The sequence below is a fragment of the Oceanobacillus piezotolerans genome, assembly GCF_003665065.1.
GTDB classification, from domain to species: Bacteria; Bacillota; Bacilli; order Bacillales; family Amphibacillaceae; genus Oceanobacillus; species Oceanobacillus piezotolerans.
The window spans coordinates 42,883-69,494 of the sequence record NZ_RCHR01000011.1 but is presented as its reverse complement, the minus strand read 5'-3'; the positions used below and the strand labels follow the sequence as shown (position 1 = coordinate 69,494).

The window sequence follows — 26,612 nt, the reverse complement described above, 5'->3', positions numbered from 1 at the left end:
GGTTTTTTTTGACTAAAGGGACAGAAGAGTTGAACAACAGAGACAAGGCGAAGGGGGATATTTATGACTTATAAGTTTGAAAATATGACTCAGGACCAAGCAGAGGACATTGCTTATAATTGGCACTATGCTGGTGAATATTCATTTTATGATATGGAGGCTGATAAAGAGGATTTAGAAGAATTTGTAGACCCAGAAACACGTGGGGACCATGTGTATGCTGTTAGTAATAACCTTGAATTAATCGGTTTCTTTAGCGTTAATAAGGTGGACGAGGAAATTTTTGATATTGGTTTAGGGATGCGACCTGACCTTACTGGTAGCGGGAAAGGATTAGAGTTTTTAAAAGAAGGTATAGAGTTTGTAAAAAATGAATATAAACCTGAAAAAATAACATTATCAGTTGCTACTTTTAATCAAAGAGCAATAAAAGTATATAGAAAGTTAGGATTTAAAGATGTTCATACTTTTATGCAGGATACAAATGGCAGTATCTTTGAATTTTTAAAAATGGAATATGAATACTAAAAGGTGTTTAGTCAAATAGAGGCTATCCCAAAAGTCGATGTTGACAATGGTACAGCCTCGGTTCGCAGTGGTTTATCCCGTTCGTATGCTAGTATATTTAGTTCAAGATTATTTCACCTTATTAGCTTCAAATGCCACCGTTTTCTTGCTCCCAATTAGATACGCCAATAAAATAATAATCATAAAAGCTGATGAATAACTAAATGTCATGCCGTATCCAACAATATTAGCTAAGAATCCAAGGCCTACTGATCCAACAGCTAGCCCAAAATCTATAAAAATCAGCAGCATGGAATTGGCTGTTGCTTTTTTCTCGGGCGGGACAAGAGTTAATGCCCAAGCTTGGATAATTGGATGGATGATGGCAAATGCGATTCCAAATAATACCCCCGAAACCCAAACCATCCACATAGTAGTAGAGAAACCTAATAAAATCAAACCAATAGTTCCTGAAATAGCTGCTGGAATAATAAGGATTCTGTGGCCGAATTTATCAAAAATTTTACCAGAGAAAGACCGAACTAATACCATTGCAATCCCTTGTGCAATAAAAAACTGCGAAATACTTCCGCCAACATTAATTTCTTTTCCAAACGCCCCAATGAAGTTAACAGTCCCTGCAATAGCCATATAATTAAATGCTACCAGAATACAGGGAAGAAGGACACGCTTATCGAACATGTACTTGTAGAAAGGTTCATCGTTGTTCGCCTGTGGACTTTCCTTTTCTTTTTCTACTTTCATATTTTTTGTGAAAAAACTGCATAACAATGAAAAAGCCATAAGACCTAGTGTTAACACCATCATCGACTGGAATGAAAAATTTGCAAGATAAGAAATAGCGATTAGTGGCCCAATTGTTGTCCCAACGCTTGTAGACATTGCGAAAAAAACAATGCCCTCACCTAATCGAGATTTAGGAACAATATTACTTGATATCGTAAAGACTAAAATCGTAAGCATACTAAAACCAATACCTTGTAGTGCCCTAATAAATATTAGAAATCCGATTGACTGGTTTACAAAAGTAAGACCGATTGTACCCAAAAAATAAATAAGGGAAATGATAAGGAGCAATTTCATATTTACTTTTTGTATAATGACACTTGCAAAGAAGCGTGTGATTAGTGATGCTAACATTAAAGTCGTAGTCATGATTCCTGCAATAGTGGGATCATTACTAATAGTTGATACAAAAAGTGGGAAACCTGCTGTAATCATATAAAAAGAAGCGAACATTACTAAAGACAATAAAATAATAACAACATATTGGTTTGTCCATAATTTAACTTTTACTTTACCCATTATTTGTAAAACCACCTTTCATGGAGATTTTTAAATATAGTGATGGATTTATGTGGGATTGCTTTATAATTCATGACAAATTTATTCTTTCCTTATAGTTAAAAAATATTTAAAGTTGTTTTCAATGAATTAAAGGTGGGATGGATATGAACAATTATTTTACAATTGACTGCGGTGATATATTACTTAGAGAGTTTAGAGTGGAAGATGCAGATGCTATATATAAAGTAACATCGCAGCCTGAAGTTTATGAATTTTTGCCAGATTGGCGATCAACAAGAGAACAACGATTAGACTGGGTTACAAATTATGAGATTCCCGATAATAAGGATTTTTTAGCTGCTGTACCTAATATAGGCGAAGCATGGTTAAAGTTAGGGATAGTGTTAAAGGAAACTGGTGAATTCATTGGTTTCTGCAATACAGGGATTAAAGAGGAACTGAGCAAACCAAATCGAGAAGTTGCTTATGCTATTTCTAAACATTATAGAAATAAGGGATATACAACACAAGCAGTAAAAGGATTGGTAAAATATCTGTTTGAGAATACTGCCGTTGAACAATTAAATGCCGTAGTTCTACCAAGCAATGTAGCTTCAACTAAAGTAATTATAAAATGTGGATTTCATTATAGTGGAGATATTGAGATTGAAGACCAACTCTATTATCATTACAGGCTTAATAAGGAAGATGGAAATAAACTAAACATGATTTAACCTCTTAAGCTAATAGGTGCTTTAACACAACAAGGAGATCGTCCAATCGGGCGGTCTTTTTTGACTAACTGGTGGGGGGAAAGTTAAAGAGTTTTATTTTGCTTAAATCAAGGACATCAATGTAGGCTTTCCTTCATACAATAATTTGGAGGTGAAAAATATGGCGAGAGTAGCTTACCGAAATGCGGATGTAAATTTAATGGCAAGGATGATGAGAGCAGAAGCGGAAGGCGAAGGAAAGCAAGGAATGCTTTATGTTGGAAATGTAATTGTTAACCGTGTTGTAGCACAGTGTCCTGACTTTAAGGACTTGACAACAGTTGAAGATGTCATTTTTCAAGTACAAGGAGGAAATTACTCTTTTGAAGCTGTTCAAAAAGGCAATGTATTTTATCAAAGAGCAAGAGAATCTGAAAGAAGATTAGCAAGAAGGAATTTGGAATTTTGGAGAGATCACCCAGCAAAATATGCACTTTGGTATTTTAATCCATATGCTCCGTGCCCTCCAACATGGTATGACCAACCTTTTGCTGGTCAGTTTAAACAACATTGTTTTTATGAACCAGCAGCTGGAACATGTGAAAGTGTTTATTTGGGATGACAATTTTGTTCTTTGAGGCTAGAGCAGAATATTTATAGAAGTGAGACATCGGATGCTAAATCCTGACTTTACCATTAAAATTTGATATAACAGCAAAAGTGGCGTATTCCAATTCATACGTCATTTAATAATTATGCACCTCAAAACAGAACCCTTTTGATAAATTCCTGTCTCTTTTTTGTGGAAGAAGACCTCGCTGTGATGGCCCCGTTATTTTAAGTACATTATTCACTCTTTTGAAAGTACAAAATGGAATAAATGCTATCAAAGCTGATTAGCATGTTTGCTTGGAGGGTATATATAGTATGTCAGGTAAATGTTACACTCTGCTAATCGGGAAAATCAAGATAATCACATCGTAGAAAAATTGTTAGAGGTGAATAAATATGACGAAAGAATATAATTTTATCATAGAGAAAAAAATAGTTACTGTTCACGATACAGATGTAGTTTCTGCAAGAAAACAAGCGGAACAAGTTATACAGGAAATGACCACAAGAGAAAAAAAGAATTATAGTAATCCAAAAGAAATACAATAGAGTAATAGAAATATTGATTAAATAAAGAGAAGAATCCAATAATCGTTACCTATAAAGTAAATTTAAAGGGTGCCATGTTCCTCCTGGCACCCGTTTCGTTTGTATCTGAATTTAACTAACAGAAACTCGTCTTCCTCTTAATACATATACCTGGTTTAGTACGAGTGCTCCAATTAATTGAATAACCGTTTTCGCAATTACTTGCCCTAAAATAGCTGCTGGAACAGCTTCCCAAGGGATAAATCCTGCGCCTAATGGGCTTAAGCCAATAATAACGAAAACCACTGAATCCAGCAATCCACCAACAATCCCACTATAGAACACGCGCCAAGCGATTGGCAGTTTTAATCTCGTATAGATCTCTGTATCTGCCGTTTCAGAAATGATAAAGGAAAGTGCGGAAGCTGCCACAATCATTAGTGTATCTCCAAGTAAAGCGGAGACAGCACCAGACAACATTAATGCTGTAAGGATGAATAAGTAGGTTTTCCCTCTACCATATTTGTTTTGCACCAAGTCACGAAAGATAAATGTCGCACCGATTAAAAACGTCCCCATTGGAATGATAAAAATACCAATCTCCAGAGGCATTAATGCAGCGGTTATGACGTTTGCAGAGACAATCGAAATTAAATATAAAAATACACGTAACATATTATTTCTCTCCTATACTTTGTAAGTATTGCTCTAAACCATTATTACGAAGCTTACAAGCTGGGCACTCCCCACAGCCATCTGCCTTTATTCCGTTATAGCAAGTCAGGGTTTTTTTCCGAATGACATCCATTATTCCTAACTCATCAGAAAGCCCCCAGACTTCCTTTTTATCCAGCCACATTAAGGGGGTATGGATCACAAGGGTTTCATCCATTGCCAGATTTAGCGTGACATTAAGTGATTTAATAAAACTATCCCGGCAATCCGGATAGCCACTAAAATCTGTTTCACTAACCCCTGTGACTAGATGCTTGGCACCGACTTGTCTTGCCAGTACGCCAGCAAAGGATAGAAAAAGCAAATTTCTGCCTGGTACAAATGTATTTGGAAGTTCAGATTCATCCCCTTGAGCTACCTCGATATCATCTCGGGTTAAGGCATTGGGTGCCAGTTGATGAAGCAGGGACATATCTAAAATATGGTGTTTGACACCTAGCTCTTCTGCAATCTCTTTTGCGCACTCAATTTCTAATTTATGTTTTTGGCCATAATCAAAAGTAACAGCTTCAACCTCTTTAAATTGTTGTTTTGCCCAGAATAAGCAAGTTGTGCTGTCCTGTCCTCCGCTAAAAACAACGATTGCTTTCTCATTTTTCATGTAAACACTCCTTTATAAAAAGAAAAAACAGCTCTAAGAAAGGCTGTTTTCTTAGGCAGATAAGAAAGTATAAACTTTTTTAAACTGCATAAGTGCAACTAAGGCATTCGCCTAAAGACTTGGCTAATGCCAAGTTTTTTAGAGAGGGTAGCTAAAAACCTCTTTCTATTTTTATTAGCGATTATCTACTTTCTCTGGATAAAGATCATGGTTCATCAAGCGATGCATGGCCATTTCATCATACTTCGTTCCAGGTTTTCCATAATTACACCATGGGTCAATGGAAATACCTCCACGTGGAGTGAATTTACCCCATACCTCGATATAACGTGGATCTAATAACTGTATTAGATCATTCATAATGATATTCACACAATCCTCATGAAAATCTCCATGATTTCTAAAGCTGAATAGATATAATTTCAATGATTTACTTTCTACAATTTTTTTGTCAGGTATGTATGAGATATACATCGTTGCAAAATCAGGCTGTCCTGTAATCGGGCATAAACTAGTAAACTCTGGACAATTAAATTTCACAAAATAATCTCGATTGGAATGGATATTCTCTACAGATTCCAATACATCAGGTGCATAGTCTGTCGCGTACTTTGTTCCCTGATTACCAAGCAAGGTTAAATCTTTTAAACCTTGTTCCTCAGTTCTTCCAGACATAAAAAAACCTCCCTATATTTGTTCCCAAACACAAAGAGAGACCATAGCAAACTACGATGATAACAAAAAAGCCACATCCAATATGGACATGGCTAAAGAGTCAATGTATCCATAGTTTTTTATAGAGGGTTTAAAGCTATGAACCTCTTCCGCGCAGGTATTCAATTCTTACTTATCATAGCCGAGATGGTGGTTGCTGTCAAGGTACTGGATACGAGTGCCGCTATTCATTTTTAAAGCAATAATCTTTACTATGAAACCTTTTCCCTGTTCCGTTCGTATAAATGATTACGAGAAAGCGGGGGATTAACATGAAGAAAATGATTGGATTTTTCTTTGTTTTATTCATTGTCATTTTTCTTACACCTATTTATGTGTTTGCCGTTGACTTTACAATAGAAGAAACAGTAATAGATGCCTATCTGCAGGAAAATGGAAATGTGCAAGTTACCGAATTCCATACGTACGAATTTGATGGAGAATTTAATGGAATCACGCGCACATTGATTCCGAAAAAAGGAACATCCATTACAGAATTTAAGGCCTCGGAAAACGGACAACATCTGAAAACGGATTGGGATGAAGGTACTTATAAGATCTTCCGTGGCGGGGAAGATGAAGTGGTTACGATTGAACTATCCTATGTCATTACCGACGGGGTCGAAGTCTATGAAGATATGGCACAGTTTTATTGGCCTTTCTTTGACTCAAGTAATGAAAGTGATTATGAAAACTTGACCATTACGGTACATCCACCACAAGCAACGAGTGAGACTATTGCATATGGTTTTGATGAGGCATATGGGACAGAAACCATACAAAAGGATGGCACCGTTATATTTCAATTGGGATATGTGAACAGTGGGAAAAAGGGGGACATTCGGGTAGCATATGATCATGCTATATTCCCAAATGCAAAAATCACAGGCAACGAACCAATCCGCAATGAACTGTTAAAAGAACAAAAAGAACTAGCTGAAAAAGAGGCCGCTTTTCTTAAAACGCAAGAAACGCTGAATCAACTCGCACCATATCTTACTGGGATAGCCGGATTGTTATTATTTTTCTTCATTTTCAATAGCTGGAGAAAGAGCCAAACCGCAAAGCTTGAAGCGGACCGGATGTATCACTCATCCTCTATCGTGCCGAAAGAAAGGATGAGTATGCCGGCAACCATATATTACTTCCGCAATGCCATGGTGGAATACGGAGAATTATTAACAGCAGCAATGATGGACCTCGTCCGTAAAGGTCATATAGAACAGCGTGGAAAGGATTCATTTTATCTAAAAAACACCGTAACAACTCACGCTCATGAAACATTACTCCTCAAGCTCTTATTTAAAAAAATTGGCAAAGAGCATGTATTCTCTTTTGACATGCTTAAGAGTTATACAAAGAAAGAGGAGAATAAACAGGAATTACAAATGGATCTCCATCAATATCAAAAAATGTTAAAACAAGAAATGGATACTCATCAATTAATCGATAAACATAGAAAGCAACGTTGGATTGCTGGGATGGTAAGCCTTCTGTTGATACCTGTGATTATCTTGTTTGGCATTTATGGATTATATGGTTGGCTAGTGGTGAATCTGGTTATTTTGGCTGCTCTTCTGTTGGTTACCTTTTTACTTCAAACGAGAACGACAAAAGGGCATTTTATTACCCAAGAGTGGAAAAGATTCAAAGAAGAGTACGGAGAGCTGCAATGGAATAACTGGTATAGTTTGTCAGAAGATGATAAAGAGCGCGCAATGATTTTCTCAACAGGTATAAAGGATAAGAAACTAAGCAATAAAAATAGATCATTTGTTGAAAAGCTGCAAGTGACGGGCGAGGATTCAGGTCTTTCCTCCACTTATTTATTGTTGTTCTTGATGTCTACCACGGCAACCTCAAGCTTCAGCTCCGCAACCCAAGCATCAGCCCAATCAACCTCTTCTTACTCAGGTTCAGGGAGTGGAGTTGGTGGCGGTGGCGGCGGTTCTGGTGCTTTCTAGATCATTCTTGGATTCTTGAAGATGGGAGAGCTTACTCTTCCATCTTTTTCTTTATTTTGACTTGCACTTTAACCTTCTCCAGTTCTTTCAATTACTATTAATACTCCAAATATATTGTCATAAAAATCTTCTAAAATCCTTTAACAAACATAAAATAATTCCTGTAACGGATGCTGACTGCATCTATGAAATTCGCTCCTAGTGATTGAAAAGAAGCTCCAAAGTAATCGAAGTTGCACCTCATCATTGAAAACTTGCCCCAACACATGGTGTAGTTGATCATTGTCTCCATAAGTTGCTCCGTATTCTAAAAAGTAAATAGCTTGAACTAGTAATCCATCTCTGCAAGACTTACCAACCCTAAAAAATATGGAACCCCTGCAAAGAATCATATCTTTTAAATCACTTATCATTCTCGGGTCCATAAGAGATAAGATGTCATGAATATCAAGTGATTATAATATTGGTAACGTAAAAGCAATAGCTGAAGTACAGGTTGATAACCTGTCCCTCTTTTTTTAATTTTACATCCATGGGGGTATGCCTAAACGTTGAGAAAGATAATTGGACTATTGCTATTTGGTATACTCGTAATAGGATACTTGTGTATTCGGGAGGTGTGGATATGTCTGATTATTTTTCGTATCAATACACGGCAGAAGTTTTCTCGTTATTTTCAATAAGTCATATCATCATGTTAATTCTTGCGCTAGTTCTATGTGCAGCAATGATTGTATTTCGAAATGATATTCGTCGTACCCCTTTAAGAAAATGGGTACGGGTCAGTTTGATTATTGCACTTATTTTGAGTGAAAGTACATTAAACATTTGGTATTTCACAACAGGTGCCTGGGATGTAAAAGAAACACTGCCGCTCCAGCTGTGCTCGCTTTCCTTATTATTTAGTATTGTCATGCTTATCACCCGTTCTTACCGGCTTTTTGAAATTTTGTACTTTCTTGGAATAGGTGGTGCACTTCAGGCATTGCTAACACCTGAACTATTTTATGATTTCCCACATTATCGTTATTTTCATTTTTTTATCGCTCACATATGTATTATTTTAGCTTCTCTTTACATGGTGGCAATTGAAAGATATCGGATAAAGTTATCTTCTATTTGGAAAGCAATGATTGCCATTAACTCCATTGCTTTGATTGTCTTCTTTATCAATAAATGGATTGGTGCAAACTATATGTTCCTTGCTCAAAAGCCATCTAATCCAAGTATATTAGACTACCTGCCAGACTATCCGTTTTATATCTTTTATCTCGAGATCATCGCATTAATCTTGTTTATCCTCCTTTATCTACCTGTTAAAGGCGCCTATCACCACTCGAATTTTATTGAAAATGGTCAAAAGGACGGGAGAGACATATAAGACTTCGACAGCATTTCATTGCAAAAAAGGTTGAGTCACCCGACAGAAGCATTCTTCTAGCGGGGGACTCAACCTGTCCATTTAATTATAATCTCTTCTCCTTCATCGTCACATAAAGCATACCTGGAACCAATACAATGGCTACAACCACTAAGACAAGCGCCATAGTACTCATGTTTCCTACGTTCATTCCGGTAGCAAATGCCACGCCATAAATACTGGAAGCCAAGATATTTCCAATAAATCTGGATGTCATTAGCAGTCCTGATGCAATTCCACTTTCTTCCACATCAATAAAGCTATAGAGCAAGTTTTGCAAACCAATATTCTGTATCCCGTTACTAATTCCTGTCACCGCAAGCACGACACCAATCCATACTAAAGGAGAATCGTCTTTCACGGTAAATAACAGAAATACGCCCACTAATCCAATGAATACACTGGCTAGTAATGGAATGCGAAATCCTGCCCGCTCCATCCACCGAGTAGCAATCGGTGTCATGATCATGGCAAAAATGGAGAGCGACAGCATCGCGATTCCTGCCATCTGAGAGCTTGCACCCAGCACACTTTGAATAAATGTTGGAAAGCTTAGCAGCACAGCAAAGAAGATAACGGTTGATAAAATATACTGAACAAAGATAAGTGCCACATTCAAGTTTTTTCGGAAAAAATGTACATTAATAAAAGGTTCTTCTCTGTTCTTCTCATAAAAGTAGAAAGCAATCGTTAAGAGGATTGCAAGAATCAATGTTCCAATCTGTACACCTTGCTCAAGTCCAAGTAAAAAGACCATCCAACATGTAATAAATAAACTAAATAATAGAATTCCAAGAATATCCAGCTTATAGGCTTTTTCTTTGTTTCTCTTATCTTTCGGGATAAATATCCATGTTAAAGCTATTCCGATGGCAAGTATTGGCAAGTTTACATAGAAAATAACCGGCCATCCACCGAACTGGATAAGGATTCCGCCAATCGTTGGTCCAAATGCCGCAGAAGTTGTTGCAAAAACAGCTAATGTTCCAATCACGCGGTTTTGATTGTGCTGGATGGTGTGGCGTATAATGCCTACTCCAGCTGGAAAAAGTGCGGATGTACCAATTGCTTGAATCCCACGCATCGCAAGTAATACGGGTAAATTGGGAGATAGCGGTGCCAATATCGAGGACACCACAACCAGACCGAGTCCAATTAAAAAGATTAATTTCCTTCCATAGATATCACTCAATTTCCCAATTAACGGCGTAAAGATCGCACTAATAATAAAATACGAAGCAATTAACCATGAAATATCTGTCGCACTCAGTTGAAAATCCCTTTGAATTGCTGGTAATGCTACTGTAATCATTGTTGTATTTAATGGATTGAGGATAACTCCTAATGACACAGCAAGTATGATAAATTTTTCATTTTTTCTCAAAGACATGCTAATTTCTCCTCTATGATGGTCCTATGATTTTATTTTAGCACAACTAAATATAGAAAAAAGGATACGACCACAACCGCATGTTATGAGAGGGGGATAAAAGTCGTTCAGAGATGTTGGAAAGTTGAGGGGAATATGAATTGTTGAACCATCCTGTTAAGAAGTTAAACGTACATAGTAGAAAGTCGCTCCAAAATCAAGAATCATAATGAATAGATCGTCGGCATATGAATGATAAGAGTTTAAGTTATTTTTGGACTGTCACAAACCTGAGGTATGACGGGTTATCACTGGAACCTTGCCTTCACGGAATAGTTTCAGTCCGTATTTATATTTTTAGGCTAAATAGAATTCGGTATCTGGAGGGATACAGAAATGGTAAATTACCATACATTAACGCAAGCTGAAGCGGTTAAGTTTGCACGAGGCATCAAAGATGTTTTCCCGGAGGATGCTCAGCTTGATTCCCGTGAGCTCGGAGACGGTAATCTTAACCATGTGTTTCATATATTTGACCAGGCATCAGGGCAATCCATTATTCTAAAGCAATCACTTCCTTATTTAAAAATGGTCGGTCAATCGGTTCCCCTGACGCTAGACAGAGTACGCATTGAATGTGAAGCATTGCGCATTCATGGAGATCTTTGTCCCGATCAGACGCCAAAGTTATACGCGTACGAACCGGATTTTGCCTTGATAGCTATGGAGGATTTGAGCGATTACACCGTCCTGCGGCGTGGACTGATAGAGCGGGAGAGGTATCCGTTGTTCGCAGAGCATATTGGATCCTTTTTGGCGCGGACAATGTTTTTTACTTCGGACTTAGCCATGGACCAACAAGAGAAGAAACTGCGAGTGAAATCGTTCATGAATCCCGAGCTGTGCAATATTACCGAGGATCTGATTTTATACGCACCTTTTACAAAGTCCCGGATGAATATCTTCGAGCCTCAAATTCGTGATGCGGTTGAGCAGATATGGAAGGAAGAGGAGCTGCATCTTGAGGTAGCGTTGCTGAGGGAGAAATATCTGACGAATGCACAGGCCTTGCTGCATGGTGATTTGCATACAGATAATATATTCATCAAACCGGATTCTATAAAAATCATAGACCGCGAATTTGCTTTTTACGGTCCAATTGGCTTTGATATTGGGACGGTCATCGCTAATCTGTTGTTGAATTTTTCAGGCCAAGAGGGCTGGAGCACAGATGCAGAGAAACGCGCCGAATATCGTCGCTACCTACTAGACACCATTAACGACTTATGGACACATTTCGAATTTGAGTTTCGCGAGCTTTGGAACGATTATGCCTCAGCCCGGTTAGTAAATACCCGAGGCTATCAGGAATCGTATATGGCAAGACTGCTGCAGGATACGATCGGATTTGCTGGAGTGATTATGCTGTGCCGCGTCTATGGTTTTATACACGTCTTGGATATCGACGACATCAAAGATGCGGAGGCGAGGGAAAGGGCACAGAGGACCGCTCTGGAGATTGGTGTCGCGTTGATCAAGCGGAACCGCTCCGCACACTCTATAAAGGAAGTGTTGGATATCGCTTTAAAAGCTGCCATCTAAGAACCGAATACCTCCTGTTGAAGGCGGTATGCTAAAACGGCAAGTAATGACTGTGTTAAGAAATTTAACTTATCATTTGCCCCAGCCTGTAGAATAACCTTCCATTGAAAGGGGCTACTGGCTTTGTTTTTCCTAGAAATCAGGTTGTCGTAATGTAGTAATTACATTTTATTAAAGAAAGGTGATTCTCTTATTTTTAAGAGATAAGAAAGCATAAAACCGCTATACATGAAAGGCCTTGTCCGGTCCCACGCAACCAGCGACTAGCGAGACTTAACTCACCTCTGTTCGATAATAGTTCGACTCATACCGTCACATATTGTAGCATATCATTATAGTGGGACGAGTAACTGCAGTCTGTCCGTCTAAGCCGGGCGTTTGCAACTTTGTTCTGCACTATTTAACACAAAAAGTGCCCCAAATAATTTACTTTTGGGACACTCCCTTCTACTAGAATTTGGTTAAAGTTTACTCATCTATGAAACGATGGATTTCCTCCAATACCTTTCGATGCTCCTGTGAGAAGACACCGTGTCCTGCATTGGGAAATAGGATAAGCTTGGAGTTCGGTATACGACGTTTCAGAACCTTGGCGTGCTTCGGACGGAAGACCCAATCGTCTTCTCCGTGAATAATAAGTGTTGGTGCGGAAATTTGCCCAAGTCGTTCGTACGAATCGAAATTTTTGCTCGCATTATGGTGAATCTCCATGGTTCTAGGGTCTGTAGGAGCAATTTGCATCCGTCTCATGAGTGCAGCAATTAATTGCGGATTCTCCTGGATATAGGTATTAGAATAAAGCATATTTATCATGTTTTGTGGTGAATTTGCAGCATTCTTTTGCATCAGTGACTTGATCATCCGAAAGGAAGGCAGTACACGTTTGACCCCGCAGGTCGTGGAACATAAAATTAATTTCGACACGCGATTGGGATTTTCGATTGCTAGTTCTTGTGCGATCATTCCCCCCATAGATTGGCCTAAAATATGTGCCTTTTCGATATCGAGCTCGTTCATTAGCCCAATGACATCTTTGGCCATATCCGAGATGTCATACGTTTCTTTCGGGACATCGCTCCTGCCTGTACCTCGAGGATCGAGCATGATCAGCCTGTTTCTTTCGCTTAACGCGGTCTTAATTGCCGGACTCCAAGAGTCCATGTTACTGCCTTTTCCTGTAAGCCCGATTAAAGGAAATCCTTCGCCGGTCGATTCATAACAAATGCTAATTCCATTGACGAAAAATTTTTTCAACATTACCCACTCTCCCATTTCGTAATCTTTGGCCGAGAAGGTGCATGATTTCCAAGAACTATCTATATTCTGCTGTGAAAGACAATAGAATGAGGATGAAACGAAAAGGTTCTCAGCCAAATAACGGTTCGAGCTTTTCCTTGTAGAAATTCTGTTTTAATTCTCTCCCGCCGATTTTATTGTGGTTTTTGATTCATCCGACATTTCCGGATTCTGCTTTAGAACTCTTTCCTCTGCACGCTCGCGTCCTATTTCCACTAATTCTTGACCAGTTTCCATGAGACCCGTTTTCAATGCATCAGTGACAGTGCTTAATTGAAAATTAGCAGTTTGATTTTTTTCTCGATATTCGTCACTTGTTACATCTATAAGTTGATTGCAGGCATTGGTAGCGACTCTCTTTAAAGCAATAGAGGAATAATGAATGATTTCTTTCTTTACTTTGTTGAAGATCCTTTTGGTATCTGACATGTGATCTCACTTCCTTTCCGATACTTTGATTTACTCAGGTAAAGGTTAATTCTTGCTTTTGCTCTCTTTTCTTATGATTCCATTTGGTTAAGACGATTCAAGACTGCATTCGCTTTGTCTGGTTTTCCTGCATTTTTGTAAGCTTCACTAAGGTTCCGCAGTACTTCGCGTATTTGCATTAAAGTAAGATAGTTGGAGTCCTCTTTATAGTGGTTAAGCAGAAAGGTGAAGTCCTCAATAGCCGTTTCCGAGGATTGGAAAAAGGATTCCGGCAGCCTCACACAAATATTCCCGCGCAACAACCGAATTTCTTTATTATTTGGATCTAAAGCAATAGCGTGATTCAATATGTCTAATCCCTCTTGCGCTTTATCCACTCTTTCTAGAATTTTAACAGAATCCCGACCCGATAAAACGATAGTACTGCCGTAATAGCCCTCAATAATTGCATTGTCGGGGCTGGCCTCACGAAGCTTTAAGAGCATCTTATTTGCTTTTTTCACCGCTTTTTTGTCTCCGTCCACCCCCTTATTATGAAGTGCTTTTGCTTCCTCTAATTGTTTCATATTGACACTTTGATCAGCCAAAATATCGACCTCCTATTGAAAATTTTTGTCCTCTAATATGCGTTTTATCTCGCTTCCGGCGAAATGTACAGACCTTCTTATCAAGATGGATACAGGGCTCTCCGGAATCGCATTATGTTCAACAGCTGGTTTTCCTTCCAAAGACTTCATCTTTAGGGTGAGGAGGCGAAGAAAATCAGGATCCTGCGTTTCGTTCATCAGCCTTTTCCAGCACATAACTGCAGCCTGATTTTGGCCGATTCGGGAGTATGCCTCCCCAAGTTGATAGATAACTTGCAAATATTCTTCGGTGCGAAGAAAGCCTTCTTTCTGCATTTCCCGCTCGATGAGAAAGGTGTAATCTTCAATTACTGTTTTGGCCCGGTGGAAATACTCTTCAGGTAACCGGGAGGCAGCCCTGCCTCGCAGCAGTCGGATCCTGCTATCATGAGGGGCCGCACGAACTGCTCCATCAAGAATCTTCATTCCTGCAATGGACTCTTTTAATCTACTTAAAGGTATTTTTTTGTTTCGAGCGATTAACATCATGGTCATGCCATAGTAGGCTTCATAAAGAGCATTACTGGGCTCGGCTTTGCGAAGTTTTAAGAAAATTTCATGGGCGGTATTCACCGCATCTTTATCTCCGTTTGCGGCTTTCTTAAGATAAATTTTTCCCTCCTCGAATTTCTTCAAATTCTTGCCGTTATTAAATTCTTGACCGGCCTTTTCATTGTTTTCCATGTTGTCCTTATGTGATGGAATGTCCTGCTCCATTAAAGTCTCGAAATTCTTTACACTTGCATGATTCGATTGTTGTTGCATTTCTGTATCCACATCGCCCAATTCTTCCACATTTTTATAAGCAGTCCTTAAATCCTTCTTTATTTCCGTAACTTCCTTATTTGTAAGGTAACTGGGATCGTCTTTATATCGATCTAGCAAAAAGGATAGGTCTTCGATCGCCGTCTGTGAGGCACGAAAGTAAGAGTCAGGCAGGCGCATACATACTTTGGCACGCAGCTTCCGAATATCCTTATGATTGGAGTCCATGGAAATTGCGTGATTCAATGCATCTAGTGCTGTTTGTGCTTTATCCGCCTTTTCCAGAGTCTCATCGGCATCTCTTGATAATAGGGCAAGTGTGCTGCCGTAATAGGCTTCAATAAGAGCATGGTCAGGATAGGCTTTCCGAAGCTTTAAGAAAATCTCATAGGCACTATGCACCGCATCTTTATCTCCGTCTGTTCCTTTCTTAAGAAACCTTTTTCCTTTCTCATATTCCTTCATATGAGTGTCGTTTATCTCCATTTTAATATCCCTCCTAACGAAAGAATTTGATTTTATTCTTAAGCAATGTAAATTCCGAAAAACTGCCAGTGTCAAGCTTTGCTGAAGCGCTGTTTTTAAAATCTAGTAAAAATAGTCTCTCTTGATCGTATCCATTGGTTGGACAGCTTATCAGATGAGGTGCATTGAGGTATTCAACATCTTGCTCATTCTCCAATCTCAACAACATGAATCAACCCTTTCTTTTAAAAATCGATTTGTGCCAGTACTATATGTGTGGTTTCTATGGTCGGTTTGGATGAATCCCTAATATTTTATAAAATGTATGCTTATGCCAAATAGACTAATTATCCATGCATTTTACCAACAGAAAAGGCTGCAGAAGAAAACATGAATGATAGAAAGATATAAAGAAGAAAAAAGCGTGTTAAAGGTAACAAAAACAAGAAAAGTAAACGGAAAAAGATTGAAGAAAAGAGGTGAATATCGATAGATTCATACTGAACCAAATACATAGTATTTAAAGAAATAAGTTGGTAGGAGGCTTTGTTGCGGAGATTCCGTCCTGCTTTATACAATATAGTTTCCAAGAGACGCCAAAGATGCCCTTCATAACATAATCGTCTCTTACTATATAAGGTATGTAGATTTAAAAGGTCTGTTTGTCTAAATGACCCATTTAAAAAATAATATGTGTATGTCCGAATCAAATACTGTTTATTTAGCATTTTATAAAGATATACGTAGTTCAATTTCAAGTGATAAAAGAACTAGATAAGTAAGAAATAAAAGGAAAAGAAACTACAGAAAAGAAACCAGTATCCCATATTGTTGGCACAAACTAGTTAAGTCGATAATAGGCAAATAGGAAAAATTGTAAAGTTAATTATCTTTTATACATGATTCAGTGGCCTAAATAATAGAAGCTGAACATGAAGGGCTTTATTAAGTAAGCCGAATGACTGATATTTAGGAAAGTAACGGGAAATCTGATTCTAAGAGGAACAAAGCATCACACAAGGTTGCTGTGAAGCTTGAAAAATTAAATGAAATGGAGGATGAACAATGAAGAAACTTCAAACCCATAAAATGGAGGTCTCTATTGATAAACATTCATCACATCTCGAACAATTTAAACCATTTTATAAACAATTAGATGAAGAAGGGAAAACGATTGAAAAACTTCCTCGTGAAAGACTAGAAGACTATCAGTTAAAAGCTATTAACGCTACTCTAGCTCATGTATGGGAACATAATGAATACTATCGTTCGAAATTAGAAGAAAGTGGGTTCACGGCTCCCGAAATTGAGAACCTAGATCAATTAGCTTCCGTACCGATGCTAGAAAAAGATGTTATTAGAGGGGATAAAGATAAGATACTGTGTGTGGAATCGAAGGATATCGGCCAAGTTCACCTTACTAGTGGTACTTCGGGTAAGCCAATCTATACTGCTTATACGCTTGCTGATCAATATGTTTACGATTTACTGCCAAAGTATCTGGAACTGTTTAAAGAAACAGAAGATGATGTAGCGGCCGTTGCACTTCCATATGAATTTGCGCTTCCAGGCCTTGGCTTTCAGCGCTTGTTCCAATTTGCGTTTGGTACAGCAGTTTTGTCGATAGGCAAGGGGGGTTACATGGCCCCAGTTGATAAGTCCCTGGAATTATTGAAGGAATATCAAGCAACGGTCCTTGCGACAACGCCTTCTTATGCAGCACTTCTAGTAGAAGAAAGTGAGAAATACGGTATCCAGATTGGAAAAGATATACGTTTGAAGAAAATTTGGCTTACTGGCGAAGGATGTTCGTCCACCTTTCGCGAGCGGCTGGAAAAATGGTGGGGATGTGAAGTCTCCTTTTTCTACGGTTCCACCGAGTGTGGAGTTATCGGTGTAGAATGCAGTAAGCACAATGGCTACCACATTATGGAAGGACATGTAAAAGTAGAGATCATTGACCCGGAATCAGGGAAAGTATTACCTCACGGGAGAACTGGAGAAATCGTTGTTACAACGCTGTTACGTGAAGGAATGCCGATGGTACGCTATCGATCTGGAGATCTCGGTGTCTTACGAAAATCAAAATGCGATTGTGGTATCACTATGGACGTTCTCCAGCTAAGAGGAAGAAAGGAGCACATGCTACGCATAGGGGAAGAAGATTATTCTCCTTTCATCATCGAACATTTTCTCATGGAGCTCCCAGAAGTAGGCTTATGGTATCATCTTAAGCTGGACCAAGGATCGTTAATCATTGAAGCCGAGAAGTTTAGAACGGAGCTGAGTAACGATCAATTGGCAAACAAGATTAAGCAGCATATGGCTGATCGAATTGGGATCGACTGTGAAGTAGTTATTAGGGATGATATTCCTCGTACGTTTGGCAAAGCAACCAGAGTGTTCACGTAGAGAAGTAAATAGGAGAGAGGAGGTGCTTCTATGATTGACGTCGATAAAGAGAGGGAGAGAAAGTTTCAGGAGTTGGTTGCACGCATTCAAAAATCCCCTCTATACAAAAAGAAATTATCAGATTGTCCCAAAGAAGACATTGGACTTTCGCACATCAAGACACTTCCACTAACGACAAAGCAGGATTTACGAGAAGCAGGCCTTTTCGGTCCTCTTGCTGTTGATAGGAAGGAGATAGCTCAATATTTCGAATCAACCGGAACAACTGGGGAGCCCGCCAGTTCGTGGTTTACACAAGAGGATTTGGTAACAGGTGGAAGACAACTAAAAGAATGTGGCGTCCATTTGACGGCTGAAGATCTTGTGCTCATCCGCTTTCCTTACGCTCTTGCATTACCTGCCTTTTTAATGCAGCAGGCAGCCTGGCAGACTGGAGCAGGGGTTGTCCCCGCTAGTGGACGTACGGTAGTAACTCCTTACTCAAGGGTTATTAGCTTGATCAAACGGCTTGACGTCACGGTTTTGGCGGGACTTCCGCGAGAGATGGAGCTCTTGGCTGAAGTAGCTCGACTAAGTGGTATGGACCCCAGTAAAGACTTCCCTGCTTTGCGTGCCATATGTGTTGCTGGTGAACTCTTGGGCGACAAGCGCAAACAGCATATAGAAAAGCTGTGGGGTGCGTCTGTATTTAACATGTACGGTTTAACGGAAACCGCGAATATTGCAACGATGTGTGAGCATGGCAACATGCATATTGTAGAAGAAGATTTCATTGTGGAAGTGTTGAATGAGGAAGGTACAAAGGATGTCCCCTATGGAGAAAAAGGGTATGCGGTCATCACGACACTTTCCCATCAGGGTTCGCCTCTGCTCCGTTATTTTAACGAGGATATTATCTCAATAGAACCAGATAAATGTCCTTGTAATCGATCCGGAACACAACTGACTCATTATGGTAGAAGTCGGGAACGAATCCATTTTGGAGATATCATCCTGGATGCGAGTGATATCCAAGAAGCGATCTATGCGTTGTCACCTGTCCCGGATGCGTGGAAGGTGATTGAACAGGAAGAAGGATTGCACGTTTTATTAGATTCACATGAAGCTGAAAAGTGGTCAGAGGAAGATGTTCAGTCTTTCCTATCCAAACAACTGCAAGTGCCAATTACGGTGGAAATAACGATAATGCTCGATCGAGTAAGCCTTATGGATAACACACCATCGACAAAGCCTGTCTATATCAAAACACGAAATAACGGTGCCTAATGCATACAGAGCGTGGTCAAGAACGTTTCATATATCTAATCTATCAATAGAAAGGATGGTTACATTTGAGTACTAAATCACAACTTCTCGTAAGCCGTGATTATAAAAGCGAGGATACGATCATTAAAGTGAAGAACACAGTAATAGGTGGTTCTGCTCATACACTAATCGCTGGTCCTTGCTCCGTTGAATCGAGAGAGCAGCTTGAAACGGTTGCATCCACTCTAAAAAAAATGGGCTTAACGATCATGCGTGGTGGAGCGTTCAAGCCGAGAACCTCTCCTTACAGTTTCCAAGGACTTGGGGAAAAAGGCTTGAAGATGATGAAGGAGGTAGCTGACAGTCACGATTTGGTGACAATCAGTGAAATTATGAGTCCGAATCAAATCGATGTAGCGGAACCTTATATCGATATTTTTCAAATCGGTGCACGTAACATGCAGAACTTTGATTTGCTGAAAGCAGTCGGGGAAGCGAAAAAACCAGTTTTACTGAAGCGTGGGCTTTCCGCTACATTGGAGGAGTTTATCTTTGCTGCAGAATATATTTTGCATTATGGGAATGACCAAGTGATGTTAATGGAACGGGGCATTCGTACTTTTGAGACAGAGACTCGAAATACCCTTGATATTTCTGCTGTTCCTATATTAAAGCTGAAAACGCATCTTCCGGTGCTCGTAGATGTCACTCACTCCGCCGGGCGTAAAGATATTCTCTTGCCGTGTGCAAAGGCTGCACTTGCTGCTGGGGCAGATGGGATTATGGTCGAGACTCACCCTGATCCTGAAACTGCGCTTTCCGACAAGGACCAGCAACTGAACATGAAGGAGTTTCAGGCGTTCTGGGACGGTATGGTAGATTCCGGTTTGTATCGATTAAGGAGCTAAATTACACCTGACAAAATAGGCTTAATGGGGGTGAGAGCGTGAAAGATTCTCAGTCTGAGCAGAATGCTTCGAAGATATTACAAGCAATAATACTAGACTTACTATTAGTGACAGATGGACGGACAACGGATTTTTTGGAAATACTTTTGAACGAGAAGGTTAAGGTACAAGTAATTCGGCAAGAACAAATCAATGAAGATGATCCAAAGTTGCTCATTGAAACTTCCGGTGCTCCATATTATATCCGGGAATCGGTACTAATTGGGGAAAAAAGTGGATTTGTTGTATCCCATAATATTGCGTTGGTATATGCAAAGCATGTACCACCTGCTTTGTTTAAAAGCATTGCACAACAGAAGAAAGGAATCGGAAAAGCAATGAGCTCACTTGGAATACGCTCCTTTCGTAAGGTGACAGACGCTGGATTCGTCAATGAAGAGGAAGCGGTTGACTTGTTTCAACAGCAGATGAAGCTTCATTTTTCTGATATAGACGAGAAGGTGCCTTACAAACGATATGGTATGTATTTCGGTAGAGAACCAGGTATTGAGATGCTCGAGTATTTCCATCCAAACATTATCGAGCATCGTGTACTCCAAGAGTTCAAAGAGGAAACAGGCGACTGAACAGCTCGTTCTACAAATAGAGAGGTCTTCCTTGGAACCAGTCATAGTCAATGCCACCCAGTGGGGATTCCCTTATCTCCCTCACTACGAAAGAACAAAGGCTAAACCCTCGACTGCCTTGGACTGCGGTTACTCGCCCTATCGCCCCCCTTTTGTCTCTGGCATCTCCAGGGGCCTACGTCTTTGAAAAATAAGAGCACTTTTTTCTTCGTAAGATGTCTCGCTGCCGAAGTCTTCCTTATCCTATAGGGCCGAGCCAATCGTGAAATGACTGGCTGCCAGTTCCCCGCTAACAATTCTTGTTTCACTCGAATTCTATCGTTAAGGTCTTATAGCCAGTTACCTGCGATAACTTCAGCCATAGAGGATTAATTTATAGACATTTTATTTATTTGTTCCACGTTGGAAAAGTAAAAATTTTAGCTGAGAAGGGCATTCCACTTAGCTAAAATTTTAACGACCCAAGGATAAGAATACTAGCACATTCGCTCAGGAACGAGCGAATGCGGTTTTATTTAGATTTGTCTTTCATTCTTTCAACCCAGCCGATTCCGTGAAGAAGCATTTGTTCTGTTGCATGTAACACACCAATCTTAATGGCTTCATATAATTTCCTGGCCATGGATTCAATTGGTTGATCCCGATCTTTTAAGGATGCCAGAATTTCTTTCTCAGCGATGTCTGCTCCTTTTTTTATTGACCTCATATAATTAGCAGAAAAGTATCTGCCATATAGAGGGAATTTTTTCAACAATTTCAAAAACGCTTGGTTTTTTGTCTTATTCAACTGCTTCACCACCTTTAGATATTTCTAATCGCCCTCAGGAATCGATGCGCATGTCATTGTTTCTTGTCTCTTTATTTTGGATTGGAACCGTATCGCCTATTTCTTCTTGTTTTCCGCCTCCCCATGATGCTAACAATGCAAAAATAACCCCCACCGCTAGTATAAAAAATAATACGACGAACAAATACATACCTATGCTGAATAAGATTTTATCACTGATATCCATGTTTTTTCTTCTCATTCTTATACACCTCCGCCTTATCAGACTAGTTTAGTATATGTACAAATATCCTAGTTTCTTTAGGTAATTGACTATTACTCTATAAAAGCCACTATAACCCAAACGAGTAGAGCGAATTTACATACAATAGAGAGAGATGAACTAAAAAATCAGGAAACAAAAGTATAAGAGGAGGTTTCCGATCAATGGATAATTCACACAAGGAAGTTGATTCTACACAGGGCACAGAGGAAGGAAAAATATTGTCCAGTGTAAATAGAACAAGCGATGAAGAATGGAAGGAATTTATTAAACAAGAGTTAAATAAAGTAGAAAATCAAGAGAATCAAGCGAATGAAGAGTCGTCGGCTAACTCGAAGCTTTCGCTTTCCACCTTAATAGAGAAGATACCAGTAGAAGATGTGATTAAATTTGGAGTAAAGATAGTTAAGAACCAAGTCCAAGGTAAAAATCAGGGGACAAAGAGGAGCAAGAAACGAAGTAAAAACAGGAGAAAGAAGCGAAGAGAAAAAAAGAGGTAAAACGCAATAGGATCCAGAAACGGGAAAAATGAGGAGTTAGAAACGAAGACAAAGACGAGAGCGGGTGTTGTATATAGGAGAGAAGTTTATGAAGAAGACCAAGAATATGAAAAAGGGTAATCAATTGTCGGCACTATGTTTATTTACCACACTATTACTTATTATACAAACAGAAATCTATCCTTTGCTGACTGTTTGGGCAATAGCTGCAGGATTCAGATTCATCGATAAATCAATGAGAATGTTTATTGTGACTACATTGGTTTTCGGATTCGGGTTCTTTCTTTATGGCTATATAAATACACATTGGATTGCAGACATCAAGCCCGATGAAATCCGAATCATACTCAATAGGTTGTCGCTGATCGTTATCTTGGTTCTATTGATCGTAATTTCCCTTATTTACAGACTTCCTATCATGCATTATTGGCAGAAACCAAAATGGGATGAACCGATTCACATTCCATTTATTTGGGCCGGCTTTCGTCAAACAAAGGTAAGCTCATTTCTCTATAAGGCAATGTTGATTAATTTAATAGTTTTTGTGCCATTTATTGTCAACCTTAGCTGGAGTTTCTTCCAGGAAATCTGGTGGTTCATCATCATTTTCTCTATTCTGAATGCCGCACTTGAAGAATATATTTGGAGGGGAGTTTTACTAAGCCGTTTCACAGAAAGCCTAGGAAGTCGATGGGCGGTCGTGACAACGAGCATTGGTTTCGGATTGCAACATTACAGCCTGGGATTCTCTTGGATTAGCTGCCTTGCTTTTAGTGTGGGCGGATTTTTTTTCGGGGCTCTTACAGTCCAATCTAGAAGTATCGTTCCCGCAGTGATATGGCATATTTTATTCAATGGGTTGATGGTACTTAGTGGAGTGATTGTTTCTTAAGGGGACATGGGGAACAGGTACACAGTAGACAGCTAGCAGCCTTCAATCATAAAGGCTGCTAGCTGTATTTTTACGATGAAAGGGGCACTGTACTGCAGCTGAGTCATCATCTCGTAAAAAGTACTGCTTCCACTCGTAATTATCTTCTTTCCCGTAACTATTTAACTCAGGATGGACCTCAATAGAATCATAGTTCGTTATTCGTTGCCTAATCCGTTTTTTTATTTTCTCCGTCCTGCTTTCTACTTTATTAAAACTCTCCAAGACCCATCTTGGGGTAATGGCAAGCATCATGGTATCAAAGTGTCGGCTCTGCCGATGCTTATGTGCTGGTGTTGCACAGTACATGAAATATCGTTCACTGTGAAAGCAGTATTCCCAAATGGGGTGATGAGCTTCAACAGGAATATCCTCCGGCCATGGCAATTCATCTTTAGCAGCTATTTGGCTTAGCTGTTGCCAGAATAACTGCTCATAATCCTCGACAGAATATGTCTTTTTAATATCATCCGGTAATTGATAAAAAACAATCAGCGAAGTATAGTCCCCAAATGCATGTGAGCTTTCTGTGTAATCCCTTAATATATCCGCTAATTCTCTAACCGTTGCTTCCTTCCTAGGATCACCAACAAAGCCGTATCGTAATTGATTCGTTGAGAAACCGATTGTAGCAGGGATACAAGGGAATGGATTTCCTCTATTTGTCATTTTCTTTTCGAATTTTTCTATTAAAACTCTTTTCCATTCATTTAATCCATTTCGATTAGCTGGACTGTCCTGATATAAAGGATTCAATCGAACCACCTCCATAGGCTCCCTATACTGTATTCAGCCTAGTGGGCATTTGGTGATTTATTGAATGAATAATGGGCTTGTTAGTAAGGAATAAGAAGAAAATTGTAGAACATACTGTAGTTAATGATCTTTTCCATTCAATCAGGAAAGGTATCGCTTACAGACTTCAGGTTGGCTCTTTTAGTGACCTCTTTATAAATTAACTCCCTTATTATAATGAAAATTTCTAAATGGCGAATCTATAAGGAGGAACATTATGGGACAGTCCAAACAGGAAGAGAGGAATATGAAGTGGTGGCATTTATCTTTATTTGGAGTAGGCTGTACGATTGGTACAGGCTTTTTCCTGGGAACTAGTATTGGTATTAGTCAAGGTGGTCCTTCCTTTGTGCTAGCCATTATTTTGGCTGGACTTGCCACCTATATTGTTTTTGATGCCTTAGCTAAATTAACAGCAAGTAATCCGGAGACAGGTGGTTTCAGGACCTATGCCAAGCAAGCATATGGTCGGTGGGCTGGGTTTAGTGTCGGGTGGATGTACTGGTTTTCAGAGATATTAATTATGGGCAGTCAGCTAACCGCGTTGTCTATATTCTCTCGTCTTTGGTTTCCCAGCATTCCACTATGGTTATTTGCAATTGGGTACGCGGTGCTGGGTCTTCTCGTGTTATTAGTAGGTGCAAAAAAGCTTAGCAAGATCGAGAATATTTTTGCGGTCATGAAGATTGCTGCTATTCTTATGTTCATTATCATCGCTGCTGCATTTGTATTTGGGTTATTGGATGGGGTGAAAGAATTACATATTCCAAAAAGCCTGAATGAATTCTTCCCTGCAGGCTGGATCGGGTTATGGTCTTGTCTGATTTTTGCCTTCTATACATTTGGAGGCATTGAGGTAATGGGACTTATGGCCATTCAGTTAAAACATCCAAATGAAGCTCCCAAAGCAGGGAAAATAATGATTTTGACCATTGTCACCATTTACACCATCGCCTTGACCTTTGCTCTAGTACTTATGCCATGGCACGCCGTGAACACGGAAAAAAGCCCCTTTATTGATGCATTAAAGGACTTCGAATTAGGGTTTGTTCCTCATATTTTTAATGGGGCACTAATTATTGCCGGTTTCTCGACTATGGTAGCTTCATTCTATGGCGTCACAAGCATTCTGCAGTCATTGTCTGAAGGGCAGGATGCTCCAGCTATATTTTCCAAGAAAGGGAAATTAGCTGTATCCCTTCCATCCCTTGGTTTACTAATAATAGGAATTGCTGGGTCCATCATCATGTCGCTGGTACTACCGGGAAAAATATATACCTATGTCACGACAGCGGCTGGGTTAATGCTCCTATATAACTGGTTAATGATTATTTTATCTGCAAGAAAGCTCGATGATATAAATCTAAAAGAACGGATGAAGTATTATCTTGGGATTGCATTATTGGCAGCAGGTGTAAGTGGTACCATGCTTGATGGAACTAATCGTCCTGGGCTTTTTATTAGTTTAGGGATTGTGGGTCTGATTGGAATCGTCGCATATTTTATGAATAAAAAGTGGAAAAAGAAAGCATTAAAACTCTCTTAATAATAAAATTCCCTGCCAGCCAAAGTAGATCCCAAATCCAATGAGTGATAAGCCGGATAGGAGTGCAATTCCTTTCAGTACTTGTTCATTTAGGATTTTCCTGAAACCGCTTGAAACGGCAGCCATGGATATGTCCCAAGTGAATAATCCGATAAAGATCGCAAAGCTATAAAGAATTAGGGCTTGTGGTCCGTAAGTTGTTGCCGTTTTTGCGAGTACCGAACCATAGATCCCCACCCAAAACAGGATGGTTAAGGGATTAGAAATGGAAATGAGGAACCCTGCAAGGAAAGATTTATGTAGAGGTTCTTTTTTTCTTTCCAGATTAGCTCTTATTTCTTTAGAGCTCAGGATACTTTCCATTCCCGTATAAATTAAGACAAATCCTCCAAATAACCATAAGAATGTTTTAACAAAGGTTATTTCTACGATATGAACAATCCCTAAATAAACGATAAACATATAAAATATATCCGCAATAATAGATCCAAGCCCAACGAACCAAGCAGGGAAAAACCCCTCTTTAATTCCCCTGTCTAACTGGGCAGCATTAACAGGACCAATTGGTGCTGCAAGTGATAAGCCTAAGAGGAAATAGCTGAGAAAGATACTCAATGTGAACACTCCTTTATATATTCCTGGGATATTTTATTTGTATTCACAGAGAGGGGCTTGTACTACTAAAAAGAGGAAATTTGATTATGAGGCTGGAACGTAACAAAAATGTTTAACCCAAGAGTTGAGCAATGGACTAATATTGCGGAGAAAAATAAATAACCTTTCGAAAATGAGATGCTGTGCCAGTCTTATAGCTTACAGTCAGGTAACGGAAGGTCGATAACTATAAATTCCGGCGGTATTAAAACATAAAAACTAGCTGCCTTATAAAGAAATACCCCTCATAAACGTTGAAAGAGAACGTTCATGAGGGGGAATTTTTTTAGCT

At 39.3% G+C, this 26,612-nt stretch carries 27 protein-coding genes and 1 riboswitch; of the genes, 14 read left to right on the top strand and 13 right to left on the bottom strand.

Going from position 1 to position 26,612, the window contains the following annotated elements; genetic code table 11:
- Positions 1-63: 63 nt before the first annotated feature.
- Positions 64-528 (top strand): GNAT family N-acetyltransferase, encoded by a 465-nt coding sequence (locus D8M04_RS18955; protein ID WP_121524980.1) that lies wholly within the window; start codon positions 64-66, stop codon positions 526-528.
- Positions 529-636: 108 nt separating this feature from the next.
- On the opposite strand, the gene D8M04_RS18950 is transcribed toward D8M04_RS18955, so the two are convergent.
- Positions 637-1,833 (bottom strand): MFS transporter, encoded by a 1,197-nt coding sequence (locus D8M04_RS18950; RefSeq protein ID WP_121524979.1) that lies wholly within the window; start codon positions 1,831-1,833, stop codon positions 637-639.
- A gap of 146 nt (positions 1,834-1,979) precedes the next feature.
- Here D8M04_RS18950 and D8M04_RS18945 point away from each other — a divergent pair, with 146 nt between their 5' ends.
- The 3 genes from D8M04_RS18945 (at position 1,980) to D8M04_RS20075 (ending at position 3,689) form a co-directional block, all read left to right on the top strand.
- Entirely contained in the window at positions 1,980-2,549 is a 570-nt protein-coding gene (locus D8M04_RS18945; protein WP_121524978.1) for a GNAT family N-acetyltransferase, read from the top strand.
- 160 nt (positions 2,550-2,709) lie between these two features.
- The gene (locus tag D8M04_RS18940; RefSeq protein ID WP_121524977.1) at positions 2,710-3,150 is read left to right on the top strand and encodes a cell wall hydrolase; all 441 of its coding nucleotides are present in this window, start codon (positions 2,710-2,712) and stop codon (positions 3,148-3,150) included.
- A gap of 386 nt (positions 3,151-3,536) precedes the next feature.
- On the top strand, positions 3,537-3,689 hold the full coding sequence (locus tag D8M04_RS20075) for a hypothetical protein (RefSeq protein ID WP_158595161.1): 153 nt from the start codon (positions 3,537-3,539) through the stop codon (positions 3,687-3,689).
- Between the two features lie 111 nt (positions 3,690-3,800).
- On the opposite strand, the gene D8M04_RS18935 is transcribed toward D8M04_RS20075, so the two are convergent.
- The 3 genes from D8M04_RS18935 to queF all read right to left on the bottom strand — a co-directional run bounded on the left by D8M04_RS18935 (position 3,801) and on the right by queF (position 5,679).
- Entirely contained in the window at positions 3,801-4,343 is a 543-nt protein-coding gene (locus D8M04_RS18935) for a VUT family protein (protein ID WP_121524976.1), read from the bottom strand.
- A gap of 1 nt (position 4,344) precedes the next feature.
- Positions 4,345-5,004 carry a 7-cyano-7-deazaguanine synthase QueC gene (gene queC, locus D8M04_RS18930; protein WP_121524975.1) on the bottom strand — a complete coding sequence of 220 codons (660 nt, stop codon included), beginning with the start codon at positions 5,002-5,004 and terminating at the stop codon, positions 4,345-4,347.
- Positions 5,005-5,178: 174 nt separating this feature from the next.
- Positions 5,179-5,679: a preQ(1) synthase gene (gene queF / locus D8M04_RS18925; protein ID WP_121524974.1), complete on the bottom strand. Its 501-nt coding sequence runs from the start codon at positions 5,677-5,679 to the stop codon at positions 5,179-5,181.
- 105 nt (positions 5,680-5,784) lie between these two features.
- Positions 5,785-5,832, bottom strand: a riboswitch (PreQ1 riboswitch).
- 158 nt (positions 5,833-5,990) lie between these two features.
- Here queF and D8M04_RS18920 point away from each other — a divergent pair.
- Together D8M04_RS18920 and D8M04_RS18915 are read left to right on the top strand one after the other, a co-directional pair.
- Positions 5,991-7,682, top strand: a complete 1,692-nt coding sequence (locus D8M04_RS18920; RefSeq protein ID WP_158595160.1) for a DUF2207 domain-containing protein — start codon at positions 5,991-5,993, stop codon at positions 7,680-7,682.
- Between the two features lie 625 nt (positions 7,683-8,307).
- Entirely contained in the window at positions 8,308-9,063 is a 756-nt protein-coding gene (locus D8M04_RS18915) for a YwaF family protein (protein ID WP_121524972.1), read from the top strand.
- A gap of 85 nt (positions 9,064-9,148) precedes the next feature.
- Here the strand turns inward: D8M04_RS18915 and D8M04_RS18910 are convergent, their stop codons facing one another.
- Positions 9,149-10,492, bottom strand: a complete 1,344-nt coding sequence (locus D8M04_RS18910; RefSeq protein WP_121524971.1) for an MFS transporter — start codon at positions 10,490-10,492, stop codon at positions 9,149-9,151.
- Positions 10,493-10,867: 375 nt separating this feature from the next.
- Between D8M04_RS18910 and mtnK the strand changes: the two genes are divergently transcribed.
- A complete protein-coding gene (gene mtnK, locus D8M04_RS18905; protein ID WP_121524970.1) occupies positions 10,868-12,073 on the top strand; it encodes an S-methyl-5-thioribose kinase in 1,206 nt (401 codons plus the stop codon).
- Positions 12,074-12,541: 468 nt separating this feature from the next.
- Here the strand turns inward: mtnK and D8M04_RS18900 are convergent, their stop codons facing one another.
- From D8M04_RS18900 to D8M04_RS18885, 4 genes are all read right to left on the bottom strand, one after another.
- Positions 12,542-13,345, bottom strand: a complete 804-nt coding sequence (locus tag D8M04_RS18900) for an alpha/beta fold hydrolase (protein ID WP_147436837.1) — start codon at positions 13,343-13,345, stop codon at positions 12,542-12,544.
- Between the two features lie 138 nt (positions 13,346-13,483).
- A complete protein-coding gene (locus D8M04_RS18895; protein WP_121524968.1) occupies positions 13,484-13,798 on the bottom strand; it encodes a hypothetical protein in 315 nt (104 codons plus the stop codon).
- Positions 13,799-13,869: 71 nt separating this feature from the next.
- Positions 13,870-14,385: a tetratricopeptide repeat protein gene (locus D8M04_RS18890; RefSeq protein ID WP_121524967.1), complete on the bottom strand. Its 516-nt coding sequence runs from the start codon at positions 14,383-14,385 to the stop codon at positions 13,870-13,872.
- 12 nt (positions 14,386-14,397) lie between these two features.
- Complete coding sequence (locus D8M04_RS18885) at positions 14,398-15,675, bottom strand: hypothetical protein (protein ID WP_121524966.1); 1,278 nt, start codon at positions 15,673-15,675, stop codon at positions 14,398-14,400.
- 1,044 nt (positions 15,676-16,719) lie between these two features.
- Here D8M04_RS18885 and D8M04_RS18875 point away from each other — a divergent pair.
- From D8M04_RS18875 to D8M04_RS18860, 4 genes are all read left to right on the top strand, one after another.
- Complete coding sequence (locus tag D8M04_RS18875; protein ID WP_121524964.1) at positions 16,720-18,066, top strand: phenylacetate--CoA ligase family protein; 1,347 nt, start codon at positions 16,720-16,722, stop codon at positions 18,064-18,066.
- Between the two features lie 30 nt (positions 18,067-18,096).
- On the top strand, positions 18,097-19,332 hold the full coding sequence (locus tag D8M04_RS18870) for a phenylacetate--CoA ligase family protein (RefSeq protein WP_121524963.1): 1,236 nt from the start codon (positions 18,097-18,099) through the stop codon (positions 19,330-19,332).
- Between the two features lie 65 nt (positions 19,333-19,397).
- Entirely contained in the window at positions 19,398-20,219 is an 822-nt protein-coding gene (locus D8M04_RS18865; protein WP_121524962.1) for a bifunctional 3-deoxy-7-phosphoheptulonate synthase/chorismate mutase, read from the top strand.
- Between the two features lie 38 nt (positions 20,220-20,257).
- Entirely contained in the window at positions 20,258-20,845 is a 588-nt protein-coding gene (locus D8M04_RS18860; RefSeq protein WP_121524961.1) for a chorismate pyruvate-lyase family protein, read from the top strand.
- A gap of 511 nt (positions 20,846-21,356) precedes the next feature.
- Here the strand turns inward: D8M04_RS18860 and D8M04_RS18855 are convergent.
- A complete protein-coding gene (locus D8M04_RS18855; RefSeq protein ID WP_121524960.1) occupies positions 21,357-21,632 on the bottom strand; it encodes a hypothetical protein in 276 nt (91 codons plus the stop codon).
- Between the two features lie 34 nt (positions 21,633-21,666).
- On the bottom strand, positions 21,667-21,873 hold the full coding sequence (locus tag D8M04_RS18850) for a hypothetical protein (RefSeq protein ID WP_121524959.1): 207 nt from the start codon (positions 21,871-21,873) through the stop codon (positions 21,667-21,669).
- Positions 21,874-22,058: 185 nt separating this feature from the next.
- On the opposite strand from D8M04_RS18850, the gene D8M04_RS18845 reads away from it, so the two are divergent.
- Together D8M04_RS18845 and D8M04_RS18840 are read left to right on the top strand one after the other, a co-directional pair.
- The gene (locus tag D8M04_RS18845) at positions 22,059-22,394 is read left to right on the top strand and encodes a hypothetical protein (RefSeq protein ID WP_121524958.1); all 336 of its coding nucleotides are present in this window, start codon (positions 22,059-22,061) and stop codon (positions 22,392-22,394) included.
- A gap of 88 nt (positions 22,395-22,482) precedes the next feature.
- Complete coding sequence (locus D8M04_RS18840; RefSeq protein ID WP_246001347.1) at positions 22,483-23,286, top strand: CPBP family intramembrane glutamic endopeptidase; 804 nt, start codon at positions 22,483-22,485, stop codon at positions 23,284-23,286.
- A 42-nt stretch (positions 23,287-23,328) separates the two neighbouring features.
- Here D8M04_RS18840 and D8M04_RS18835 read toward each other — a convergent pair whose 3' ends face one another.
- Positions 23,329-24,081 (bottom strand): YqcI/YcgG family protein, encoded by a 753-nt coding sequence (locus tag D8M04_RS18835; protein ID WP_425464040.1) that lies wholly within the window; start codon positions 24,079-24,081, stop codon positions 23,329-23,331.
- A 256-nt stretch (positions 24,082-24,337) separates the two neighbouring features.
- Between D8M04_RS18835 and D8M04_RS18830 the strand changes: the two genes are divergently transcribed.
- On the top strand, positions 24,338-25,666 hold the full coding sequence (locus tag D8M04_RS18830; protein ID WP_121524957.1) for an amino acid permease: 1,329 nt from the start codon (positions 24,338-24,340) through the stop codon (positions 25,664-25,666).
- Here the strand turns inward: D8M04_RS18830 and D8M04_RS18825 are convergent.
- Complete coding sequence (locus tag D8M04_RS18825; RefSeq protein WP_121524956.1) at positions 25,652-26,281, bottom strand: LysE family transporter; 630 nt, start codon at positions 26,279-26,281, stop codon at positions 25,652-25,654. The genes D8M04_RS18830 and D8M04_RS18825 overlap by 15 nt on opposite strands.
- Positions 26,282-26,612 lie beyond the last annotated feature (331 nt).

Bases quoted from the DNA above. Each gene is read 5' to 3' on its own strand.
- D8M04_RS18955 (WP_121524980.1), top strand. From the start codon at position 64: ATGACTTATAAGTTTGAAAATATGACTCAGGACCAAGCAGAGGACATT.
- D8M04_RS18950 (WP_121524979.1), bottom strand. From the start codon at position 1,833: ATGGGTAAAGTAAAAGTTAAATTATGGACAAACCAATATGTTGTTATT.
- D8M04_RS18945 (WP_121524978.1), top strand. From the start codon at position 1,980: ATGAACAATTATTTTACAATTGACTGCGGTGATATATTACTTAGAGAG.
- D8M04_RS18940 (WP_121524977.1), top strand. From the start codon at position 2,710: ATGGCGAGAGTAGCTTACCGAAATGCGGATGTAAATTTAATGGCAAGG.
- D8M04_RS20075 (WP_158595161.1), top strand. From the start codon at position 3,537: ATGACGAAAGAATATAATTTTATCATAGAGAAAAAAATAGTTACTGTT.
- D8M04_RS18935 (WP_121524976.1), bottom strand. From the start codon at position 4,343: ATGTTACGTGTATTTTTATATTTAATTTCGATTGTCTCTGCAAACGTC.
- queC (WP_121524975.1), bottom strand. From the start codon at position 5,004: ATGAAAAATGAGAAAGCAATCGTTGTTTTTAGCGGAGGACAGGACAGC.
- queF (WP_121524974.1), bottom strand. From the start codon at position 5,679: ATGTCTGGAAGAACTGAGGAACAAGGTTTAAAAGATTTAACCTTGCTT.
- D8M04_RS18920 (WP_158595160.1), top strand. From the start codon at position 5,991: ATGAAGAAAATGATTGGATTTTTCTTTGTTTTATTCATTGTCATTTTT.
- D8M04_RS18915 (WP_121524972.1), top strand. From the start codon at position 8,308: ATGTCTGATTATTTTTCGTATCAATACACGGCAGAAGTTTTCTCGTTA.
- D8M04_RS18910 (WP_121524971.1), bottom strand. From the start codon at position 10,492: ATGTCTTTGAGAAAAAATGAAAAATTTATCATACTTGCTGTGTCATTA.
- mtnK (WP_121524970.1), top strand. From the start codon at position 10,868: ATGGTAAATTACCATACATTAACGCAAGCTGAAGCGGTTAAGTTTGCA.
- D8M04_RS18900 (WP_147436837.1), bottom strand. From the start codon at position 13,345: ATGGGAGAGTGGGTAATGTTGAAAAAATTTTTCGTCAATGGAATTAGC.
- D8M04_RS18895 (WP_121524968.1), bottom strand. From the start codon at position 13,798: ATGTCAGATACCAAAAGGATCTTCAACAAAGTAAAGAAAGAAATCATT.
- D8M04_RS18885 (WP_121524966.1), bottom strand. From the start codon at position 15,675: ATGGAGATAAACGACACTCATATGAAGGAATATGAGAAAGGAAAAAGG.
- D8M04_RS18875 (WP_121524964.1), top strand. From the start codon at position 16,720: ATGAAGAAACTTCAAACCCATAAAATGGAGGTCTCTATTGATAAACAT.
- D8M04_RS18870 (WP_121524963.1), top strand. From the start codon at position 18,097: ATGATTGACGTCGATAAAGAGAGGGAGAGAAAGTTTCAGGAGTTGGTT.
- D8M04_RS18850 (WP_121524959.1), bottom strand. From the start codon at position 21,873: ATGAGAAGAAAAAACATGGATATCAGTGATAAAATCTTATTCAGCATA.
- D8M04_RS18845 (WP_121524958.1), top strand. From the start codon at position 22,059: ATGGATAATTCACACAAGGAAGTTGATTCTACACAGGGCACAGAGGAA.
- D8M04_RS18840 (WP_246001347.1), top strand. From the start codon at position 22,483: ATGAAGAAGACCAAGAATATGAAAAAGGGTAATCAATTGTCGGCACTA.
- D8M04_RS18830 (WP_121524957.1), top strand. From the start codon at position 24,338: ATGGGACAGTCCAAACAGGAAGAGAGGAATATGAAGTGGTGGCATTTA.